Below are 20361 nucleotides of genomic sequence, written 5' to 3'. Positions count from 1 at the left end.
AAAAAACGCACTATAACCTGCCAGAATAAGCAGTCGAACGGTCAAACAGGCGCCTCTTGCAGGTGCCTGTTTGTTTTTCACGCTCCTTCACAGCCGCACATCTATCGGGATTTTTTTACATACACTGATAAGAACGATTAAAAAGGAAAAAAAGTTACCCGCATCCGCCGTTTGTTTCCATTGTTTATCTGGTGACTGCCGAATCTGCAAGAAAGGGTGTGGAATCGTATGCATGTTATGCGGGAAGTCACTCATGCCATCCGGCACCTTTCCGAATGGCTGCTGGGAAAGCAGGAAAAGGACGGTACGTGGAAATTTTGCTACGACAACGGAATTTCCACATGCGCCTACTTGATTATTGTGCTCCGCACGCTGGAGACGGGGAATTCGGAAGAAGAGGAGATAATCCGCAGGCTGCATGACAGCATCCTCCGCACCCAGCGGCCCGACGGCTCCTGGAAGCTTTACGCCGACGAGAAGGAGGGCAATCTGGCCGCAAGCGTGGAAGCCTATTACGCTCTGCTCTTCTCCGGCTATTCGGACGAAAGCAGCCCGTCTCTGGTGAACGCCCGGACCTTTATCCGCTCCAGGGGAGGAATCGGCGGCGTGACGAATGTCCTGACCCGCGTCATTCTGGCGGCAACGGGCCGAATTCCATGGCCGGAGGAGTATGCGATTCCCCTGGAGTTTATGCTTCTTCCGGAGTCGGCTCCGTTGAGCTTCTTCGATCTGTCCGCTTACGCGCGGGTCCATCTGGTGCCCGTTCTGCTGATGGCGGACCGGAACTTCTCCGTCCGTACGAGCCGGACACCTGACTTGTCCGCGCTGCATGTGCAACGAGACGACGACGGAACGAGCGTCGGCGCTTACGCGTCGGCGCCAGGCTCTTACGCTCAGCCGGGTCGCGGTCCGGGCGGACTGCTTGCGGACATCCAGGAAGGAATCGCGCAGCTCTCGGCGTTTCCCAGCCAGCTTCACGAATGTGCCGTGAAGAAAGCCGAGCGGTTTATGCTCGAGCGCATCGAGCCCGACGGAACGCTGTACAGCTACGCGGGCAGCACGTGCCTGCTCGTCTTCGCTCTGCTCTCACTCGGATGCGAGCGCCGTCATCCGCTTATAACTCAGGCGGTCAAAGGTCTGAAAGCCATGCTGTGGGTATCCGAAGGCAGGCTGCTTGTGCAGAACGCCCCGCCCACCGTATGGGACACGGCTCTCATCACTTACGCGCTGCAGGAAGCGGGCATCGGGCCGCTAACGCCGGAAATCCGGAAGGCCGCTTCCTACCTGCTGGCTAAACAGCAGCGGAAGATCGGCGACTGGGGCCGGAAAGTCTCCCGCTCGGTGCCCGGAGGCTGGGGCTTCTCGCCTTCCAACACGCGCAACCCGGATGTGGACGATACGACGGCCGCCCTTCGCGCGGTTAAATTTCTGCGTACCGGAGGGGCAGACGGCCGGGAAACGTGGAACAGAGGCCTGTACTGGATTATGACCATGCAGAATAAAGACGGCGGCTGGGCCGCTTTCGAGAAGGACACGGACAACCGGCTCCTCGCGTTCCTGCCCCTGGAAGGTGCGGAGCATGCGGCCGTCGATCCTTCCACGGCCGACTTAACCGGCCGCACGCTGGAATTTCTCGGCGGCAAAGCCGGTCTGGACATTAAGCACGACTGGATCCGAAGAGGGGCAGACTGGCTGACCGCCAATCAGGAGAAAGACGGTTCCTGGTATGGACGCTGGGGAATTTGCTACTTGTACGGAACATGGGCGGCGCTGACGGGGCTGGCGGCGGTCGGCTTGAAACCGGATCATCCCGCGGTGGCCAAAGGGATACGCTGGCTGCTCAGCGTTCAAAATCCGGACGGGGGCTGGGGAGAATCGTGCAGCAGCGACGTGGCGGGCCGGTATGTCAGCCTCGGAGCCAGCACCCCATCCCAAACCGCATGGGCTCTCGATGCGCTTATAGCGGTTCATTCCCGGCCGACCGAGGCTATCGACCGGGGCGTGCGAAGACTCGCCGCCACCCTCGGCGAACGGGACTGGACTTCCGTATATCCCACAGGAGCGGGTCTTCCGGGCAGCTTCTACAACACCTATGAAAGCTACCGGTACATCTGGCCGCTCCTTGCACTCAGCCACTACCGGAACAAATACGGTGAGGTATCCGCCAAATTCGAATAACCCGCCTGGGAATGCAGGCGGGTTATTCTCTGTCCTTCAAAACGGGTCTTTGGGCGAATCCGGTCTATTCTCCTTCAGCAAATGCGTATACTTGTCGTAACGTCCGTCAAGCTCTTCGGCCATTTCCCGGTATTTGCGGGTTTCCTCGACCACGGGATCGATTGTTGCCTGAATGCGGATTTCCGTTTTGGCAGGAAGCCGTTTTCTCGCGGATTCTTCTTTGTTTTCTTCCTCCATCTCGCCTTCCGTCAGTTTGCGGATCAGCTGTTCTTCCATTTCTTTGGCATCCATCCGGCACCCTCCTTTCTCAATCGGTTCCCGCAAGGGCGGGAACATCTTCTTCTATATTACCCGGTTAAAAGAGACCCTACACCCCCGCCCAACCGGGCAAGAGGCGCAGGAACAGGCTTGTTAAGGAGAAAAAGACTCTTTTTCTGCCGGTATTTAATTGATTCCGTTGGCATACTGCTGGAAGACGGCTTTTACTCTGGAGGTGATATAGCCGCTTCCTCCTCTTCCTTTGACGTCTTCGATCATCATCGAAACGAGCAGTTGCGGATCGGCCGCATCGAAACCGACAAACCAACCGTTTTCCTGCCCTTCTTCCCCTTTGCTCTTTTTAAGCTCGGCCGTGCCCGTTTTGCCGGCGATGAGCTTGCTTGGGACAGCAGCTCCATGACCCACTCCGCGCGGATCCTTGACCGCTTCGACAAGATCCTTCTTGAGCAGCTCGGCCGTTTCGGGCTTCATCACCGAAGATTTCCAGTACTGCTCCTTGCCTTTGTCTTCCTTCAAAAGCGACGGATAAATGATGTTTCCCTGATTCACAAGCGCCGAATAAGTCAAGGCGATGTGCAGGGAAGTCATCGTCACCTCACCCTGTCCGTAACCGGAGTCGGCCAGCTGGATATCGTTTGCGATCTGCTTGTTGTAAAGCTGGGAGGTATCGAACGCATACGGCAGCGGAAGCTTCTCACCGATGCCGAATTTGGCGGAAGACTCGACAAACTTGTCTTTCCCCAGCTCCAGAGCGGCCTGGGCGAAATAAATGTTGTCCGAGTTCGTGAGCGCACTCTGCAGGTTGACCGGACTGGAGTCATGCACCCGGGTCACGTAGTAGCTGCCCCAGGATGCGTCCTTCGTCCAGCGCAGTCCTTTGATCGTCTTTGCCTCGTCGGGATTCAGCACCCCGCCGTCAATCGCAACCGCAGCCGTGAGCATTTTAAAAGCCGAACCGGGCGAGAAGGTTTTCGTAAAACGGTTCAGGAACGGCTTCTTGGGGTCCTCGCTGAGCTGCTTATACTGCGTGCCGGAGATGCCTTTCACAAAGGCGTTCGGATTGTAAGACGGACTGCTTACGAGAGCGAGTACTTCGCCCGTGAGAGGCTGAATGGCGGCAGCCGAACCCGCATCTTTTTTCATCTGCTCGTAGACCAGCTTCTGGAGATCGGCGTCGATGCTGAGCGTTATAGTCTGACCGGGGACCATTTCCTTCTCGGCCAGTGTTTCTTTCTCGGTGCCGTCGGCCCCCGTAACGAAAATTTTATAACCGTCCTGGCCCTTGAGCTGCTTCTCGTAGATCTGCTCCAGTCCCGCTTTTCCGATAACGTCGCCCGTACGGTAACCTTCGCTTTCAAGCTTTTTCAGCTCCTCCGCACTGATCTGCCCGATATATCCGGTCAAGTGAGCCGCCGCTTCGTTAAACGGATAGGTCCGGATTTCTTTGCTGCTGAACGTGACGCCGGGGAGCTTCGTGTAAGCTTCCGTTTCGCCGTCCTGAATGTACGCGAGCGGCACGAACGACTCCGGCTTCACCCAGGAGGCCGACAGCTTCTGATTGATCTCCTGGACCTTCATCCCGAGCTTCTCCGCCAGCTTTGCTTTGGTCTGCTCCGCCGCATTGCCCAGCTTGCCCGGCACGACCCCGATCTGCTTGGCCGGGCCGTTATAGGCGAGCTTGTTGCCGCGCCTGTCCACGATTTCTCCCCGCACCGCTTCGGTGCTCTGGACTCTTACCTTATCTCCATCCTTCAATTGGGGAAAAAGATAGGAGGGCGACCAGTCCACCTGCCAGACGGTATCTTTCTCTTTCTTGCCCTTCACCAGACGGGCGGTCTGGTCGAATTTCACCGGACCGGCGAGCGTGTTCAGCTCCACATGAAAAGGAACGGAAACTTCGTCCTTATTCTTGACCGTTTTTTGCAGTTCTTCGGAGAAAGCCGGTTTGACGGTCAAATCCGTCATTTCGATTCCTTTATACACGCTTTCGTATTTTTTGACGAAATCGTCTTTGCTGATTTTAGTTTGCGAGGCCGGCGACAGTTTGTCGTACATCGCTGCATAATTGTGATCCTTCCAGCCATTCACATAAGCCTCGAAAGCGTGCTGCGGCGTTTCTTCCTGACTGCAGGCCGACAAAAGCAGAAGAAGGAAAATTCCTCCGATCCCCGCCAGCGTCTTTCCTATTCGTATCATGAATATCGCCCCTCTGATGTTCTATTGCCGGGAATGTTCCGGCTGTTCCTTAAACTGATTCCACAGCGGTTCCTAAAATGATGATTCCCTAACTGAGTTACTAACTGTACACTAACTTCACACTAGCTGCTTCATTTGCCGTTCTGGTTTACTAGCCGACTCCGGATACCCAGGCAGGTTTACAATTCGGGTAATGCTCCGGATTCTCGCTTAAACTTCGGCACCGCTCAATTCCAAAGCTTCATTTTACGAAGGATTTCTACCGCGATTTTGCGGGCCGCACTGCCGTTTGCCTTCATATCCGCCTCTACGTTCAGGGCGAATACATACTCCTGCCCATCCTTCTCCAGGTGTCCGACGAACCAGCCGAGCACATCGTTGCGGGGTTCCTCCGATACGCAGGCTCCCGCGTTGCAGGTACCCGTTTTGCCGGATAAAACGGCAACCCCCTGCTTCTCCAGCACAAGCATTCGTTTGACCAGCCCGCTCGTTTTTGCGGAAAAAGGGAGACGGTCCCCGTACAGCTTCGCGAGAAAATCCACTTGCTCCACGGCGGATATCTGCAGCGAGGAACCGAGCCAGAACGTGTCGATGCCTCCTTGTATATCCTCGTTGCCGTACCCGATCCGGTGCAGATAATCCTGCATGTGTCCGCTTCCGATCCGGACGGCCATTTTCTGGTAAAACCAGGTAACGGAGTTGGCCAGAGCCGATGCAAGCGTATGGTCCTTGTTCCACTCGGGATACCGGTAAGGATGGCCGTCCCACGGAACGACCGTGTTCTCATCTACGGCTCCCGTCTCCAGTCCGATCAGGGAACTGGTAATTTTGAACGTGGAAGCCGGCGAAAGCCTTTTTTCGCACTGCGGCGGATTATACACGTAATACGTTTGATCCTGCAAGCCGTACAGCAGAAAGCAGCCCTCGTACCCGGCGAATTCCCCGGCCAGATCCAGCGTCTGGACGCGGCCGTCGCGGAGAAGATCAACCGGCTTGCTGCCGGCCGGAGAAACGGTTTTTGCGGGCGGGCCGGTTTCCGACGGCTCCGTCTTGACCCCGCTCAGCACGGTGAACACCGCCAGGATGACAACGGCGAGTCCGGCTGTGACCCAGACAAATTTTCGCATAATGGATTCCTTTCTTCGGATGATGCGCGTTTATTTCTTGATAGTCATGCGGTAAGCGACGGTTTTGTTCCGGTTTCCTTCCGCCATGACTTTCGAGGCCAGGAGCTGGCGCCCTGAAGGGCTGAACGCAATCGGATAGCCGGGGAACACGTCCGCCGACAGCTGCACCGTCTCCACTGCGGGATCGGGCGATGAGATGAAAAGACCGCTTTGTCCCGCGTGGTCCGACGCCACCGAGTATGCGAACCGGCTCCCGTCCGCCGACCAGCAGGAGCTGTGAAACGCCGTTCCGACGGCGACCTGACGCTCTTTCCCAGCCTTCACGCTGTAAAAGGAAAGCGATGACCGCCCCGGACCGCCGGCTCTCACAAGGGCGATCCGGCTTCCGTCGGGCGAAGGGACCGCGGTCTGCACATGCTCAGCAACCGCCGACACGCCTCCGCCGTCCAGCCGTGCCTCGTACAACCGGCTGTCTCCGCCGATGTAAAAAACGGCGTTGTCCGTCAGCATCACGCTTTGCGCGCCTGTGGCGGCCGGTACCGGCAGTTTTCGGGTGTGCCCCTCTACATCCCACAAATACAAGCTTCCGTCGAGACCGGCGTACAGGAGATGTCCGTTATCTATCCATCGGCCTTCCTTGACCGGCATGGCGTTCTCTTCGGTAACCCGTACGGGAGACCGGTCCGAAGTCCGGGCCACGTAGCCTGTCGCCGAAGCGTTCACCCCTTCCGATTCTTTATAGAAAACGGCTGAGCCGTCCGGCGAAAGTTCCGCCTCCACCTGGTTATAGACGGAGCCCGGGAAATAATCCTCTTTCCCCGATCCCGGCCGGAAAAGCAAAATTCTCTGCCGGATAAGCGCGTTGAGCGAGGACTGCTCGGACTTGGCCATCAGCAGGATATCTTCGTCCACCCAGCCCAAGCCGATCCTGTCCTCGTAGCGCTCCAAGGAAATCAGCGCCGCCTTATTTACGACAAGCTCGTTCTGATTTTCGATAACGGTGATGCTTTTGCCCGCCAGCCGGATCACTTCGCGGCCTTCCGTGCCGCCCGGTGCGCAGCCGGAAAGCAGCAGGCCGACGGCTGCGGCCGCCAGCACCGCTTTTTTACTGAAAATCGTGTACATCGTTAACCTCTCTCCTCAGGCACAAGCATAACGGGTGATTGTATCGAAAATAAGCGCCGTATATTTCGAAAATGTAAACATTTACACACCGCCCGCTCTATCGGACTTGCCGGCATCCGCTTCACCTGCTGCGGCTGCTGCATCTGTCGCCTCGGCAGGTGCGGCCGCCTCCAGAGTAACTTCGAAAACGGCTCCCGGGCAGCCGGAGAGCAGCTCGATCGTTCCGCCCTGCTTGTCCAGCAGCTGTCTGACGAGAGCGAGGCCGAGCCCCGTCCCTCCCAGTTCGCGGTACAAAGCCTTATGCGCGCTCGAAAAAGGCTCGAAAATCGCCGATTGCCGCTCTTCTGGAATACCGATGCCGGTATCGCTTACGCGGATTTTCACCCTTCCGTCGTCCAGGGAGCCGGTTAACCGGATTTCGCCTCCGGGATGGTTGAATTTAATCGCGTTGTCGAGCAGATTAACGAAAATGATCGTCAAATGCTCCCGGTCCCCCCGGACATAGACGTCGGGAATATCCGTGCGGATATGCAGGCCGAATTTCCGGGCTTTTCCGTGCATGCGGCTCGTCAGCTCCTCCAGAAACGTTCGAAGTCCGACGATCCCCGCATGCTCCTGAAACTCGTACAAATCCAGCGCAGCCAGCCGGAGTATGGTGTCCACCATCTCCTGAAGCCGTGCCGTCTCTTTTGCAAGACTCGTTTTGGCCTGCACGGCCAGTTCCTCATCATCCTTATAAAGGTCAAGGAGATCAAGATAAGCCCGGATGACCGTCAGCGGGGTTTTGAATTCGTGTGAAATCGCCCCGATAAATTCCTTCTGCTGCTTTTCCAGCCGGGTAAGCCTGTCAACGGTTTTTTCCAGCTCTGACTGTTTATTTTTCAGGGTTTCGAAGCTGTTCCGGATCTCCCGGCCCATCTGATAAATGTTTTCGCTCAGCTCGCCGAGCTCGTCACCGGTTTGGAGCCGTTCCGCGCCGTCGTATCGTCCTTCGCGGATTTCCTGGGTCGAGCGCCGCAATTTCAGAATCCCGCCGGACAGCCGGTTGTAATAAATCGTCCCGGCGGCGAAACTTACACTGAGAATCAAAACCCCGATAAGGAGAAACAGGCGCCGGATAGAAGCGTTGAAGGACTGGTTCATCTCCAGCGAATATTGGAAGCCGACGGCTCCGATCTGTGTCACCCCGTCCGACAAAGGAGCCAAATAGACGAGCCTGCTCCCGTTGATCTCGTAAGCGGTTTTTCCTTGGATCGCATAGGGGAGCAGATCCTTCACGTCGAGAGAATCCGACGACGGCATGGAATCCCCGGTCTTCTCCGCGTCCATATCGAACAGCATCGTATGCATGCCGCTCATGAGACCAAGCTGCCTGGCGAGACCGTTCCCGAGCGCGGCCGCTCCCTCTTCTTCCGGCCTGTCCGCCGGATCAAGCAGCGCCTGACGGATAAATACATTGGCCGTCTTCGTCTGCTGCTCCAGATAGTCCTCCACCTGCTTCTGCTGCTCCCTGCGGATTCCGTGCAGAACGGCGAAACCGAGAATCGCGATAGTGAGCAGAAGGTGCAGACCGAGGAACAGCTGCGATTTCCGCTTAACGGACATCTTCAAGATTGTCTGCATGGTCAGCCGCCAGCTCTTCTTCGATGGTATCCAGCGACGCTTTGTACCCCACTCCGTGAATCGTGACCAGCATCTGCTGATAGACGGGCCCCAGCTTCTTGCGCAGCCGCTGCAGGTGGATATCGACCGTACGGGTTCCGCCGGCGAAATCGAATCCCCAAACCGATTCCAGCAGCTCTTCACGGGTATACACCCGGTCGAGATGGCGGAGCAGCAGGGCCAGCAGGTCGAATTCCTTCGGCGTAAAAACGAGGAGTTCCCCATTCAGGCTTACCTTCCGTTGGACCCGGCTTAAAGCAAGCTTGCCGTAAGACAGCTTGTCGGTAGTCTCCGTTTCTTCGCTCTTTTTCCTCATTCTTCTGAGCAGGGAATGAACGCGGGCAATCAGCTCGCGGATGTCGAACGGCTTCGTTATATAATCGTCTGCTCCCAGTTCAAGCCCGACCAGCTTGTCCAGAATGTCGTTCTTCGCCGTCAGGAGAATGATGCCAAGCGAATCGGGGTCTCCGATTTTCCGGCACACCTCGAAGCCGTTCATATCCGGGAGCATCACATCCAAAATGAGAAGCTGCGGTTTCGTCTTTTCTATTTTCCGCAAAGCCTCCCCGCCGGAGGACGCCGTCTCAACGGCAAACCCTTCCCTTTTGCACGCGTAAGAGAGAATATCGACGATCTGTCTTTCGTCATCGACAATTAAAATTTTATTCATGAAAGCTCCTTTGCCCGGACGTATCCGGTGTGAGAAATTCGCTTTTGTTTCTTATCTAACCATATGTAACCTTCATTATATTTCAAAACGGCGCACATTTTGTTTCAAAAATGTTAACAACGACGGAGCAGCTTCGCTTCATTCGGGCTCAATACCGGAAAAAACGGGCACCGTGTTCCTCTGGATGACGTTGCCGCTGATCACGCTGCCCTTAACGGTCAGGGCCGATCAGTTTTGCCCACGATACATGCACCCGGCCGCGGGATTCCGTCGGTTCCGTGAAAAATATAAAAAAACTCACGGCAATAGCCGTGAGTTTATGCCACTAACAAATACGGGGCGATGCACTTAAAGCTTGGGCTTAATCGCCGCTCTGCGCAAGATCCTCCGGCAGGCTCATAGTCTGCTCAGACCTGCGCTGTTCTGGCGGCCCATATGCCGCATTATTCCACTCGCAGCCGGAGCGTGGACTCGCCGAGGGCGACTTGCTCCATGCCTTCCGCGGTCTCGTAACGGATCGTGCTGACCAGCACGTTATCGCGAAGGACCTGTTCGTACAGCTGCAAAGCCTCTTTAAGCTGCGGATCCGCATCCAACACAAGGGTGATGCGGCGGTCGATCGGCAGGTCCAGCTTTTTGCGGTAATCCTGAACGGCGCGTACGACCTCGCGTACGGCCCCTTCCTGCTTGAGCGCTTCCGTCACTTCCGTATTGAGGGCGACGGTAATGCCGTAACCGGATGCGGAAGCGAATCCGGGCTTCGCCGTTTTTTCGACGAGCAGCTCATCCAGTGTCAGGTGCACGCTTTCCCCTTGCACTTCCGTATCCAAGGCGCCTTGGCCGACCGCTGCGGCAGCTGCTTCAGGAGCGAGATTTTTCAAATAACCTTGCAGGGGACCGACCAGTTTGCCGTATTTTTTGCCGGCCGCTTTCAGGTTCAGCTTCAAAGCAAACTGGACGAATCCGGCGTCGCTTCGTTCAAGACGGACCTGCTTCACGTTGATTTCTTCCTGAATGATCGCTTCAAATCGCTCCAAAGCGAACTCGCGGTCAAGCGAAATAAGGAGTTCCGACAACGGCTGGCGGGTCTTGATCGCCGTTTCGTTGCGGACGCTGCGGGCCAGCTCGACAATTTGCCGCGCCGTCTCCATCTCGTTTTCAAGCCCGGTGTCAATGGCGGCTTCGTCCGCTTTCGGATAGTCGGCCAGATGCACGCTTCCTTTGCCGCCAAGATTGCCGTAAACGTCTTCGGCGATCAGCGGAGCGTAAGGGGCGATCATCCGCGCCAAAGTAAGCAGCACCTCGTGCAGGGTCTGGTACGCTTCGACCTTGTCTTCGGACATCCCGCTTCCCCAGAAACGGTCGCGCGAACGCCGGATATACCAGTTGCTCAGCTCATCCACGAACACTTCGATCTGCTTGGCCGGGTTAAGGAAGTCGTTCGCATCCAGTCCTTTGACGACAGTTGCGAGCGTGCTGTTCAGCCGCGACAAAATCCAGCGGTCCAGCTCGTTGCGTTTCGGCTTCCGTTCGAACGAGTCCGGATTAAATCCGTCGATATCGGCATACAGGGCAAAGAACGCATGCGTGTTATGAATCGTATCGACGATCTTCGATTTCGCTTCCGCCACGATTTGCTTGGAGAAACGTTTGCTGTTCCACGGCGCACTGTCCGACAGAAGCGCCCAGCGGAACGCGTCCGTTCCGAATTCTTCGATGATGTTCCACGGGTCGAGGACATTGCCTTTGCTCTTGGACATTTTCAGCCCGTTCTCATCCAGCACGTGGCCCGTTGAAATGACCGCCTTGTACGGCGCCCGGCCGTTATACAGCGTCGAAACCGCCAGCAGGCTGAAAAACCATCCGCGCGTCTGGTCGATGCCTTCGCAGATCATATCCGCGGGATACTGCTCGCCGAACGTTTTCTCGTCTCCGAACGGATGATGATACTGGGCGAACGGCATCGAGCCGCTGTCGAACCAGACGTCGATCACTTCCGGCGTTCTCTCCATCACCCCGCCGCACGAACAGCGGAGCTTGACGTCATCTACGTACGGCTTGTGAAGCTCCAGACTCTCATCCACGGGATCGACGGCACGCTCTCGAAGTTCGCGGTGGCTTCCCGGAGCAAATTCCTCTCCGCAATCCCCGCATACCCATACGTTAAGGGGAGTTCCCCAGTAACGGTTGCGGCTGATATTCCAATCCACCAGCTCTTCCAGAAATTTTCCGAAGCGGCCTTCGCGTAGATGGCCCGGATACCAATTCACTTCGTTGTTGTTCGCGATAAGCTGATCCTTGACCGCCGTCGTCCGGATAAACCAGCTTTCCATGGCGTAATAGAGCAGCGGCGATTTGCAGCGCCAGCAGAACGGATAGCTGTGCTCGTAACGTTCTTTGGCGAAAAGAAGACCGCGTTCCGACAGCTTTTTCACGATATCCACGTCGCAGTCTTTCACAAAACGGCCCGCGAAATCGGTAATTTGGGAAGCGTAGGTGCCGTCCTGCTTCACGACATGGACGAAATCGATCCCATGCTGGCGTGTGGTGCGGTAGTCGTCTTCCCCGTGAGCCGGTGCGATATGCACAATCCCGGTTCCGCTCGCATCGCTGACATAGTCCGCATCTACGACCAGATGGCCTTTGTTCAGGTGCAAATAACCGAATGGCGGCTCATAAGGGGTTCCGACGAACTCGGCCCCTTTATGGACGGAAAGGATTTCCGCTTCGCCTCCGAAAACTTTTTCGGCGAGATTTTGCGCCGTCACGTACACTTCCCCGTTATGCTTCACTTTGACATAATCGAGGTCCTTGTTTACCGCCAGCGCCACGTTGGCCGGAAGCGTCCAGGGAGTCGTCGTCCATGCGAGGAAATACTCGTCCGCCGCTTTGCTCTTGAACTTGACCGTGGCACTCAGGTCTTTCACATCCTCGTAGCCCTGCGCCACTTCGTGCGAGCTAAGCGTCGTCTGGCAATCCGGGCAGTACGGGCTGACACGGTGGCCCTTGTACAGAAGCCCTTTCTTGTGAATGGTTGACAGGATATGCCAGACGCTCTCGATGTAATCGTTCGTCAGCGTCACATACGGATGCTCCATATCGGTCCAATAAGCGATGGCCTCGGTGAGCTCGCGCCACTGCTTTTCATATTCGAACACGCTGTTCTTGCACGTTTCCACAAACTTGGCCACGCCGTATTCCTCGATCTCCTGCTTGCCCGAAATGCCGAGCTGCTTCTCTACGCCCAGCTCAACCGGAAGCCCGTGCGTATCCCAGCCCGCCTTGCGGACGACACGGTAGCCCGACATCGTTTTGTAGCGCCCGATAAAATCTTTGATGACCCGGCCGAGCACATGCCCGATATGCGGCTTGCCGTTCGCCGTAGGCGGCCCTTCATAGAAGACGAAGTTCGGCTTTCCTTCCCGGTTCTCGATCGAACGGCGGAACGTATCGTCAGCCCTCCACTGGTTAAGTACGCGCAGCTCGCGTGTTCTCGCTTTTTCTTTGACATCGACCTTGTTCATGTCCGTCATCCTTTCCGGCTTCATTCTGAAGACAACAAAAAAATCCCGCCCCCTAAGGGACGAGATTGGTTCTCGCGTTACCACCCTTGTTCCGCCAAAGCCTTGTCGTGCAAGCTCTGCGGCACCTCATCTGCGTACGATCATACGCGTCCCTTGTAACGGCGGGATCCCGGGTCAGCTTACTTGCCTGCTTCAGCTTTCCTTCTCGGAGAGGATTTTCTGCTCATTCTTGTACATTGGCTTTCAGCGCGCGGCCAACTCTCTGGGGAACAAGGGATCAGCGTACTCGTTCTCGTCAATGAATTTCTCGGTTTCTTATTTCAGATATTCCATTTTTACAGCATTTCCGGCAAAATGTCAACCTGCATTTCTCTTTCCGTGCCGGGCGTCGAATTCACGGCCTCTTGTTTTCGTCTATTTTTTCCAATCGGCACTTGTATGACTTTACATATGGAGGTAGTCTGGAATAGAAAAATGAATCGGCTTTCTAATATAGGGAGGTGCTCCGCATGAATGTCGAAGCTTATTTGAAAAGAATCGGCGCAAGCCGTCCGGACACGCCGGATCTGGCTGCCCTGAAGGAGCTTCAGCGCCGTCATATGCTTCACGTGCCTTTTGAAAATCTTGACGTAATCCGTCAAGTGCCGATCACGCTGGACACCGCTTCCTTTTACGAAAAGGTGATCGGGCGCCGCCGCGGAGGCTTCTGCTACGAACTTAACGGGCTTTTCAGCACCCTCCTCAAAGAGCTTGGTTTCACGGTGCGCCTCATTGCGGCTACCGTCGCCAAGCCGGACGGAACGTGGGGGATGCCGGAAAGTCATGCGACCATTCTCGCGGAACTTGACCAATCGTACCTGGTCGATGTCGGTTTCGGCGACTCCGCCCGCTCCCCCGTTCCGCTGGACGGAACGCCCGTGGAGGATGTAAGCGGCGTATACCGGGCCGCGAAAGTAACGGATGCGGACGGCTTGTACGATCTCCAGCGGGCCGACGAAGATGAGGGGTGGATCGCGCTGTACCGCTTCTCGACGGCGCCCCGCTCGCTGGAAAGCTTTGCGGAAGCGTGCTCGTTCAACCAGACCTCGCCCGAGTCTCACTTTACGCAGAAGCTGCTGGCGACAAAAGCGACGGCGGCGGGACGCGTAACGATTTCGGGCGACCAGCTGATCGAAACGGCCGGAGACGTCAAAAGCAAGCGCCCGCTGGCTCCGGAGGAGCTGGAGAAAACGCTGAACGGCCGTTTGGGCCTGTTCGTTTGAAAGACGGAAAGCCGGTTCGCTCGCATAGAGCAGACCGGCTTTCCGGCGTTTGCTGCGGCGCTGCATACGTGTGATGCGAGGCGGTCACATAAGCCGACATGCTTTGTGGCGTTTGCCCCACGCAGATTCCGGCTTGCAGCAAACGCCAAGATCGCGAATAGCCGGTCTGTTCGCACAGAACGGACCGGCTAATGAGGCGTATTCGGCTTTATCGTTCTTCAAGCCGTCTTCCTCGCGATGCTCCCGCCTGTGGCATACGGCGGGCCCTGCTCATTGCAGCGCCGCCAGCTTGTTTCTCAGCTGCCCCGCCGCAAACATTCCTTCGGCATCGTCCAGGACATCACCGGGTTTATTCCCTTTGCCGAGAATATAGCCTTCGAAACGAATACCCATAAAGTCGAAAATATATTGAAACTGCTGAATCATCGGCAGTCCCTTTATTTCCGGCAGATCGCCTCCTACTGCGATGACAAAGGCTTTTTTGCCGGCCATCGTTTTCTTGAAATCCGGATAATCCCCGTCCCTCATCATCTGCGACCAGCGGTCCACGAAGTTTTTCATGATTCCGGACATGCTGTACCAGTAAACCGGCGTGGAAAAAATGAGAACATCGGCGGCAAGCACCCGGTCGATCACTTCCTTATAATCGTCGTTCATCTCGGGAAACCCTTCTTCCGCATGTCGCCCGTCTATGATCGGCCGGATCGTATATTCGTTAAGCTGAATCCGGTCTACGTTCAACCCTTTTACGGCTTCCTCCGTCAGCAGCTCCGTGTTTCCGCCGGGACGCGTTCCCCCGTCTATCACTGTGATTGTCATGACTGCGTTCACTCCTTCAATCGATTGTCGGCAGGTTTGTGTCCGTCCGTACTAGAGCGGAAGGTGCCTCATTCACTTCCTCATAAGAATTGCTCCCGCTCCCTGCTTCCGGTCTTGCCGGACTGCACCTTCTCATTTTACAATAAAGAAAACGATCATTTAAGATGATTATTCCGATATTATCAATCGATATTTCCGATGAAAGAGAGGTGCGGCGATGGAAACGAAACAGCTTCTTACGTTTAAAACGGCCGCCGAAAATTTGAATTTTACCCAGACGGCCCGGATGCTTAATTTTGCCCAATCGAGTGTGACCGCCCAGATCAAAGCGCTGGAATCCGAGCTGGGAGCCCCGTTGTTCGAACGTCTCGGAAAACGGCTCGTATTGACGGAAGCGGGGCGCCAGTTTAAATTGTACGCCGATAAAATCATCACCCTGACGGAAGAAGCCAAACAGGCCGTCCGAGGGGACGAAGAGCAGGCCGGAACGCTTGTAATCGGTGCTCAGGAAAGCCAGTGCACCTACCGTCTCCCCGCCCTGCTCAAAGAGTTCAAGGCCCGGTTTCCGAACGTGAAGCTGGTGTTCCGGCCTTCAAATTCCGATGCCCATGCCAGGGAGCAGCTGCTGGAAGGCGTTCTGGATATCGCGTTTATCATGGACAGCTGTAAACCGAGGGAAGCGCTGCATATCGAGACATTGATCCGGGAAGAGCTGAAAATCGTCGCCTCGCCCGATCATCCGCTCGTGGAGATGAAGAAGATCACGCCGAAGGACCTGGAGCACGAAACGCTCCTGCTGACGGAAGCCGGCTGTTCCTACCGGACCATTCTGGAGAGGTCCTTCAGCTCCGTATCCGTCTATCCGCTGAACAAATTCGAGTTCGCGAGCATCGAAGCGATCAAACAGTGCGTCATGTCGGGCCTCGGAATCGCTTTTTTGCCCGGTATGGTCGTAGCGGCGGATCTGCGTGACGGGAAGCTCGCCGAGCTGGCCTGGAAAGCGCCTGAAGACGCGTTGTTCACCCAGATTGCCTGGCACAAGGACAAATGGATGCCGCCGCCGCTGCTGGCCTTTATCGAGCTGACGCGGAAGGTGTTCCTTGCCGGAGACAGCAGCCCCCTGGGGAACCCGCAAGAAGAGCCGCGGCAAGCGATCACTTCCTGACCGCGAAAACGCGAAGTACCTGGGCGGCAGCCCGTTCCAGCAGCTCTGGAGTACGCCGCATCGCCTCATCGAGGGACATCGGGCCGTTCACGAGGCTGAATACGGCCGTTACTCCCTGCCCGTACAGCTCCTCGATCCCATCGCCGACCGACCCGGCCAGCACGACTGCGGGTACGCCATGCTTCGCGGCCAGGCCCGCCACTCCCGCCGGCGTTTTGCCTCCGGCCGTCTGGGCATCGATGCGGCCCTCTCCGGTCAGGACGAGGTCCGCCCCCTTGACGGCTTCCTCCAGTCCCGTCACCGCGGAGACGATCGTAAAGCCCGATTCCGCCCGGGCATTCAGGAAAGCGAGAATGCCCCCGGCCAGACCGCCCGCCGCTCCGGCGCCGGGCAGCCCGTGCACGGACGTGCCGGTCTCCGCCCGGATCACATCCGCGAAGCGGGCGAGGTTGCGCTCCAGCCGGCCGACCATGTCCGGCGCCGCCCCCTTCTGGGGCCCGAAAACGGCCGTTGCGCCGGATGGGCCCAGCAGAGGGTTGGTCACGTCGCAGGCCAGCGTGAACGTGCAGCCGGCCAGCCGCTTGTCGAGGTTTTCCGCGGATATTCCGGCGACTTCACCCAGCGCTCCTCCTCCGGCTCCGGCCGCGAGAACCGCGCCTTTGCTGTCCAGCAGGTCCACGCCCAGGGCCTGGAGCATCCCCGCTCCTCCGTCATTGGTGGCGCTACCCCCCAGGCCGAGTATAAACCGGCGGCAGCCTTCATTCAGCGCCTCCAGAATGAGCTGCCCGAATCCGTAAGTGGACGTCAGCAGAGGGTTCCGCTCGGATTCTTGCAGCAGATACAGCCCCGACGACTTCGCCATCTCGATGACCCCGGTCCGGCCATCGCCGAGTATTCCGAAGACGGAGGGGATGTCCCGGCCCAGCGGGTCTTTCACGACCGTTTGGATAATCCGTCCGTTCGTGCCTTCGACCAGACATTCCAGGGTTCCCTCGCCACCGTCCGCCATCGGAATAACGGAGGTGGCGACGTTCCCGATGCCTGCCAGACGAACGCCCCTTTCCATGGCAAGCCCCGCCGCCTTGGCGGACAGGCTGCCTTTATAGGAATCCGGCGCAATAACGATTTTCATGGAGATTCGCTCCTTTTCTTCTGATTGCCGTTATGGGTACAGGGTCAGCCGGTACGATTTTAGTGGCATTTTGCGCTATCTGCGTTTATCAATACGTTTTTCTGCTGATGTCCCGTATTCCAACGTGTGTGGGCATGACCGATCCGTTTCCAAACGGCGGAGAGCCTCCTACCGGAAATTGTTGCACGCACGGTCCCGCTGCGTCAATGACCCCGACCGCGTGTCGTATTCCCGGGTAAAGGAGTCGTACGGATAAAAGATAGACGCATCAAAGTAGTTTTTCCGGCTCTGTTCGGACCAAGTAGCCTAAGTATGCCGGGCTGTATCTGTAAATCGACATGGCGGAGTTCCCATACATTTTCCTGATAAGGCTTCGACTTATCGTTTCCTCACGTCCGTCTAGACCAAGACCGATCCCCGGACTTTCAGCCTGTCTTCGCCGCTTCCGTAGCGCAAAGCGGCTCCCGGGGTTATTTCCATCCCTTCATTTTCCCGCAGCGGCTTACGATTACACGTGTAATCATGGTCCTCGACACTCCTTCACTCTCCTGTCTGAATAAGGTTGAATGTACGTATACGCGGTGGAGACCTGCACGTTAAGTACAGCATAGAGGCCCCTGCCGCAAAAAAACAGCCCGGCCATAGGCCGGACTGCTTCTTGTGCTGATTTCGTTACGGAAGCATCTTCACATACTCGCCGTAAACGTAAGCGATGCTTCCTTTATAGGAGACTTTCACCCAGCCGTAGCTGCTGCCGAGCACATCCAGAATCGTACCTTTCGGTACGGCGGTAATAATTTTCGCAGTCGCGGAAGCCTTTGTCCGCACATTCAGGAAGTAGGACGTCACTTGCGCCTGCTTTTTGACGACCGGCTGTGGTTTCGGTTCAGGTTTCGGTTCTGGCTTTGGTTCTGGCTTTGGTTCTGGCTTTGGTTCTGGCTTTGGTTCTGGCTTTGGTTCTGGCTTCGGTTCCGGTTTCGGCTGTGGTGCGGTAGGTTCTCCGCCGCCGTTTCCAGCCGCTTTAACCGCCGCGTTCAGCTTGCGGTAAAATTCGCCTTTGGTCTTGGCGCCGTCGAACAGGCTGACGTTTACCTTTGCTTTTCCGGCAAGAGCGGCGATCTCTTCTTTTGTGACGAGGTCCAGAATGTTGACGGACTCCACGTTCGTGTATTTACCGTCTTCCGTCTTCGGTACCGGGAGGATGCCCGAGTTGATCAGCTCCACCACATCGGCACGCTCGGGGGAAGTCGTGTCCACGCCAATAATTTTCCAGTTATCCTGGGTTTTCGGCTCGTATACCCCGTTCTTCACTTCTTTCAGGTAAGCGATCGCGCGGCTGCGGATCGTTCCGCCCATCTCACCGAATGCGGAAGCGTCTTTCGACGACCAGAGCTGCTCGAATTTACGGCCTTCCAGAGCGCCGCCTTTCGCTTTGAGCGCGTCCATCCGGTATGCATTCATGCCCAGCTTCAAGCTGTCTTCGGCAGTGATAGCAGTACCGTCCATTTTACGCAGGTTCGTAATGCGGCTGCCGTACGGTTTGGTCAAATCGATGTCATACTTGACCCCACCGAAGAAATCATTCGTGCTGTACTTGGATGCGCGGCGTTTTTTGTCAAAGCTGACCGTCACATCGCCCGGACGGGTGGAGTTGAAATATCCTACCGCCCATTCCATGTAATCCTTTAAATCTTTGCCCGTGACTTTATATACCGTAATTTCGCCGAGGGCGAACTGGTAATTGTACGCGATATCTTTCTTCTTGATCGGCCCGATATCCAGACGCGCTTTGTCGTTGTCGATCTGGTGCGCGACTACGTCCGCCTTGCTGTAATGCAGCATCACTTCGCTGAAAAAGTCCGACAAAGGCGTCTCCTGGATTTGTACGCTCGGAATGCCTTCAACCTCGTTTTTGGGAACGAGGTTCGTTCCTTTCAGCTGCGCCACTTCGATATTGGCGTCCGCCCGAGCGAAGTCGTGAAACGGCTTCAGCGTTTTTTCCAGCTCGGGATCGGAAACGGCTGTTGCCCCGCTTGCGTCTTTCACCGGGAGTGCGGCCGCCTTCTTGTCCTTAAGGACCATTTTACCGTCCTTCTCCGTGAAGGTAAGATCGATCCGGGAGACATGCGTTCCGTACTTGTCCGGTTCGGCGATAAGAACACCGTTGACGGTCTCCGATTTGACCAGCTTATGCATATGTCCGGCGAAAATCGCGGCGAGCTCCGGATTCGCATTGGCGACGTCCGCGACACCGGTTCCCGGTACGCCGTTCTCGTTCTCGATCCCCATGTGCATGAGGCCGATCATCACGTCGACTTTGCCTTCCAGCTCTTTGACGGCTTTCTTCGTCTCTTCCACCGGGTTTTTGAACTGGATTCCGTCCAGATGGTCGGTTCCCTTCTCAAATTCGGCTGTCATGGGGGTGTCCATTCCGATAATGCCGATTTTCACGCCCGCTTTTTCGATAATGGTATACGCAGGGAGGAATCTGTCCCCGTTGTCTTTGTAAATATTGCCGCCGAGCATCTGCCCTTTGTACTGCGAAGTAATCTTTTTGAATACATCCAGCCCGAAATTGAATTCATGGTTGCCCATGACCCAGGCATCGTAATTCATTTCATTCATGGCGACCATCATAGGAGACTTCGGCTGATCGTTGAACAGCTCCGCGGAGTTGTCTTGAATCATATCTCCGGCATCTACGAGAACCGTGTTTGGATTCTCCTGCCGCACTTTTTTGATCATGGTGAACAGCTGGGTAAGACTTCCGTTCGTGTTGGGCCCGTCCAGTGCATAATCCCACGGCATGAATCTTCCGTGAATGTCCGAGGTCCCCAGAATGGAAATCTCCGTATCGGCCTTAGCGGGTTTAACCGGTTCAGCCGTTTCCGCCGCAGCCCGGCCGCTTGTGAAAACGGTTCCGAATAACAGCATAGCGGATACAGTCAGACTCACTGCTTTCTTTGCCTTCATGATGACTCTCCCCTTCGATGGTGGTAAAGTTGGCGGCCGCTTCCGACTTAAAAACAGCCTCTGCTTCTCCTAAAAGGCTATGCCAAAATTTGCTGCCTTTTTGAAACATAGTTCCGATTTTACAACAGAAGCGGCATTTTGAATATGATTTTATTTACGAAACTTTTACAATTGTTTTTAACGGACCCCAAGATCCCGTAATTTTGCGTCAAAAAAACACAGAGCCCGCCGGCCCTGTGTTTTCTGGTT

13 protein-coding genes and 1 other annotated feature are annotated in these 20361 nt (G+C 56.1%); of the genes, 3 read left to right on the top strand and 10 right to left on the bottom strand.

The window, feature by feature from the left end; genetic code table 11:
* The first annotated feature begins 228 nt into the window (after nucleotides 1-228).
* Nucleotides 229-2178, top strand: a complete 1950-nt coding sequence (locus tag C4S74_RS15315; RefSeq protein WP_103996158.1) for a prenyltransferase/squalene oxidase repeat-containing protein — start codon at nucleotides 229-231, stop codon at nucleotides 2176-2178.
* A gap of 36 nt (nucleotides 2179-2214) precedes the next feature.
* Here C4S74_RS15315 and C4S74_RS15310 read toward each other — a convergent pair whose 3' ends face one another.
* The 7 genes from C4S74_RS15310 to ileS form a co-directional block, all read right to left on the bottom strand.
* A complete protein-coding gene (locus tag C4S74_RS15310; RefSeq protein WP_103996157.1) occupies nucleotides 2215-2469 on the bottom strand; it encodes a hypothetical protein in 255 nt (84 codons plus the stop codon).
* A gap of 153 nt (nucleotides 2470-2622) precedes the next feature.
* On the bottom strand, nucleotides 2623-4653 hold the full coding sequence (locus C4S74_RS15305) for a penicillin-binding transpeptidase domain-containing protein (RefSeq protein ID WP_103996156.1): 2031 nt from the start codon (nucleotides 4651-4653) through the stop codon (nucleotides 2623-2625).
* A gap of 227 nt (nucleotides 4654-4880) precedes the next feature.
* Nucleotides 4881-5780, bottom strand: a complete 900-nt coding sequence (locus C4S74_RS15300) for a penicillin-binding transpeptidase domain-containing protein (RefSeq protein ID WP_103996155.1) — start codon at nucleotides 5778-5780, stop codon at nucleotides 4881-4883.
* Between the two features lie 30 nt (nucleotides 5781-5810).
* On the bottom strand, nucleotides 5811-6905 hold the full coding sequence (locus C4S74_RS15295; protein ID WP_103996154.1) for a hypothetical protein: 1095 nt from the start codon (nucleotides 6903-6905) through the stop codon (nucleotides 5811-5813).
* Nucleotides 6906-6986: 81 nt separating this feature from the next.
* Nucleotides 6987-8528: a HAMP domain-containing sensor histidine kinase gene (locus C4S74_RS15290; protein WP_103996153.1), complete on the bottom strand. Its 1542-nt coding sequence runs from the start codon at nucleotides 8526-8528 to the stop codon at nucleotides 6987-6989.
* Entirely contained in the window at nucleotides 8500-9237 is a 738-nt protein-coding gene (locus tag C4S74_RS15285; protein WP_103996152.1) for a response regulator transcription factor, read from the bottom strand. Before C4S74_RS15285 ends, C4S74_RS15290 begins: the two co-directional genes overlap by 29 nt.
* A gap of 443 nt (nucleotides 9238-9680) precedes the next feature.
* Nucleotides 9681-12761 carry an isoleucine--tRNA ligase gene (gene ileS, locus C4S74_RS15280; RefSeq protein WP_103996258.1) on the bottom strand — a complete coding sequence of 1027 codons (3081 nt, stop codon included), beginning with the start codon at nucleotides 12759-12761 and terminating at the stop codon, nucleotides 9681-9683.
* Between the two features lie 52 nt (nucleotides 12762-12813).
* Nucleotides 12814-13069, bottom strand: a binding site (T-box leader).
* A 201-nt stretch (nucleotides 13070-13270) separates the two neighbouring features.
* Between ileS and C4S74_RS15275 the strand changes: the two genes are divergently transcribed.
* Nucleotides 13271-14023, top strand: coding sequence for an arylamine N-acetyltransferase (locus C4S74_RS15275; RefSeq protein ID WP_103996151.1), 753 nt, complete (start codon nucleotides 13271-13273; stop codon nucleotides 14021-14023).
* Between the two features lie 270 nt (nucleotides 14024-14293).
* Here the strand turns inward: C4S74_RS15275 and C4S74_RS15270 are convergent, their stop codons facing one another.
* Entirely contained in the window at nucleotides 14294-14842 is a 549-nt protein-coding gene (locus C4S74_RS15270; RefSeq protein ID WP_103996150.1) for a flavodoxin family protein, read from the bottom strand.
* Between the two features lie 217 nt (nucleotides 14843-15059).
* On the opposite strand from C4S74_RS15270, the gene C4S74_RS15265 reads away from it, so the two are divergent.
* A complete protein-coding gene (locus C4S74_RS15265; RefSeq protein ID WP_103996149.1) occupies nucleotides 15060-16007 on the top strand; it encodes a LysR family transcriptional regulator in 948 nt (315 codons plus the stop codon).
* Here the strand turns inward: C4S74_RS15265 and C4S74_RS15260 are convergent.
* Nucleotides 15997-17139, bottom strand: a complete 1143-nt coding sequence (locus C4S74_RS15260) for a glycerate kinase (RefSeq protein ID WP_103996148.1) — start codon at nucleotides 17137-17139, stop codon at nucleotides 15997-15999. The two genes, C4S74_RS15265 and C4S74_RS15260, sit on opposite strands and share 11 nt — an antisense overlap.
* A gap of 672 nt (nucleotides 17140-17811) precedes the next feature.
* Nucleotides 17812-20112 carry a 5'-nucleotidase C-terminal domain-containing protein gene (locus C4S74_RS15250; RefSeq protein ID WP_103996147.1) on the bottom strand — a complete coding sequence of 767 codons (2301 nt, stop codon included), beginning with the start codon at nucleotides 20110-20112 and terminating at the stop codon, nucleotides 17812-17814.
* Nucleotides 20113-20361: the final 249 nt, after the last annotated feature.

The organism is Paenibacillus sp. UNC499MF, assembly GCF_900107975.1.
Classification (GTDB): Bacteria; Bacillota; Bacilli; order Paenibacillales; family NBRC-103111; genus Paenibacillus_F.
The sequence above is the reverse complement of the archived record's forward strand: the minus strand, read 5'-3'. Positions and strand labels throughout refer to the sequence as shown.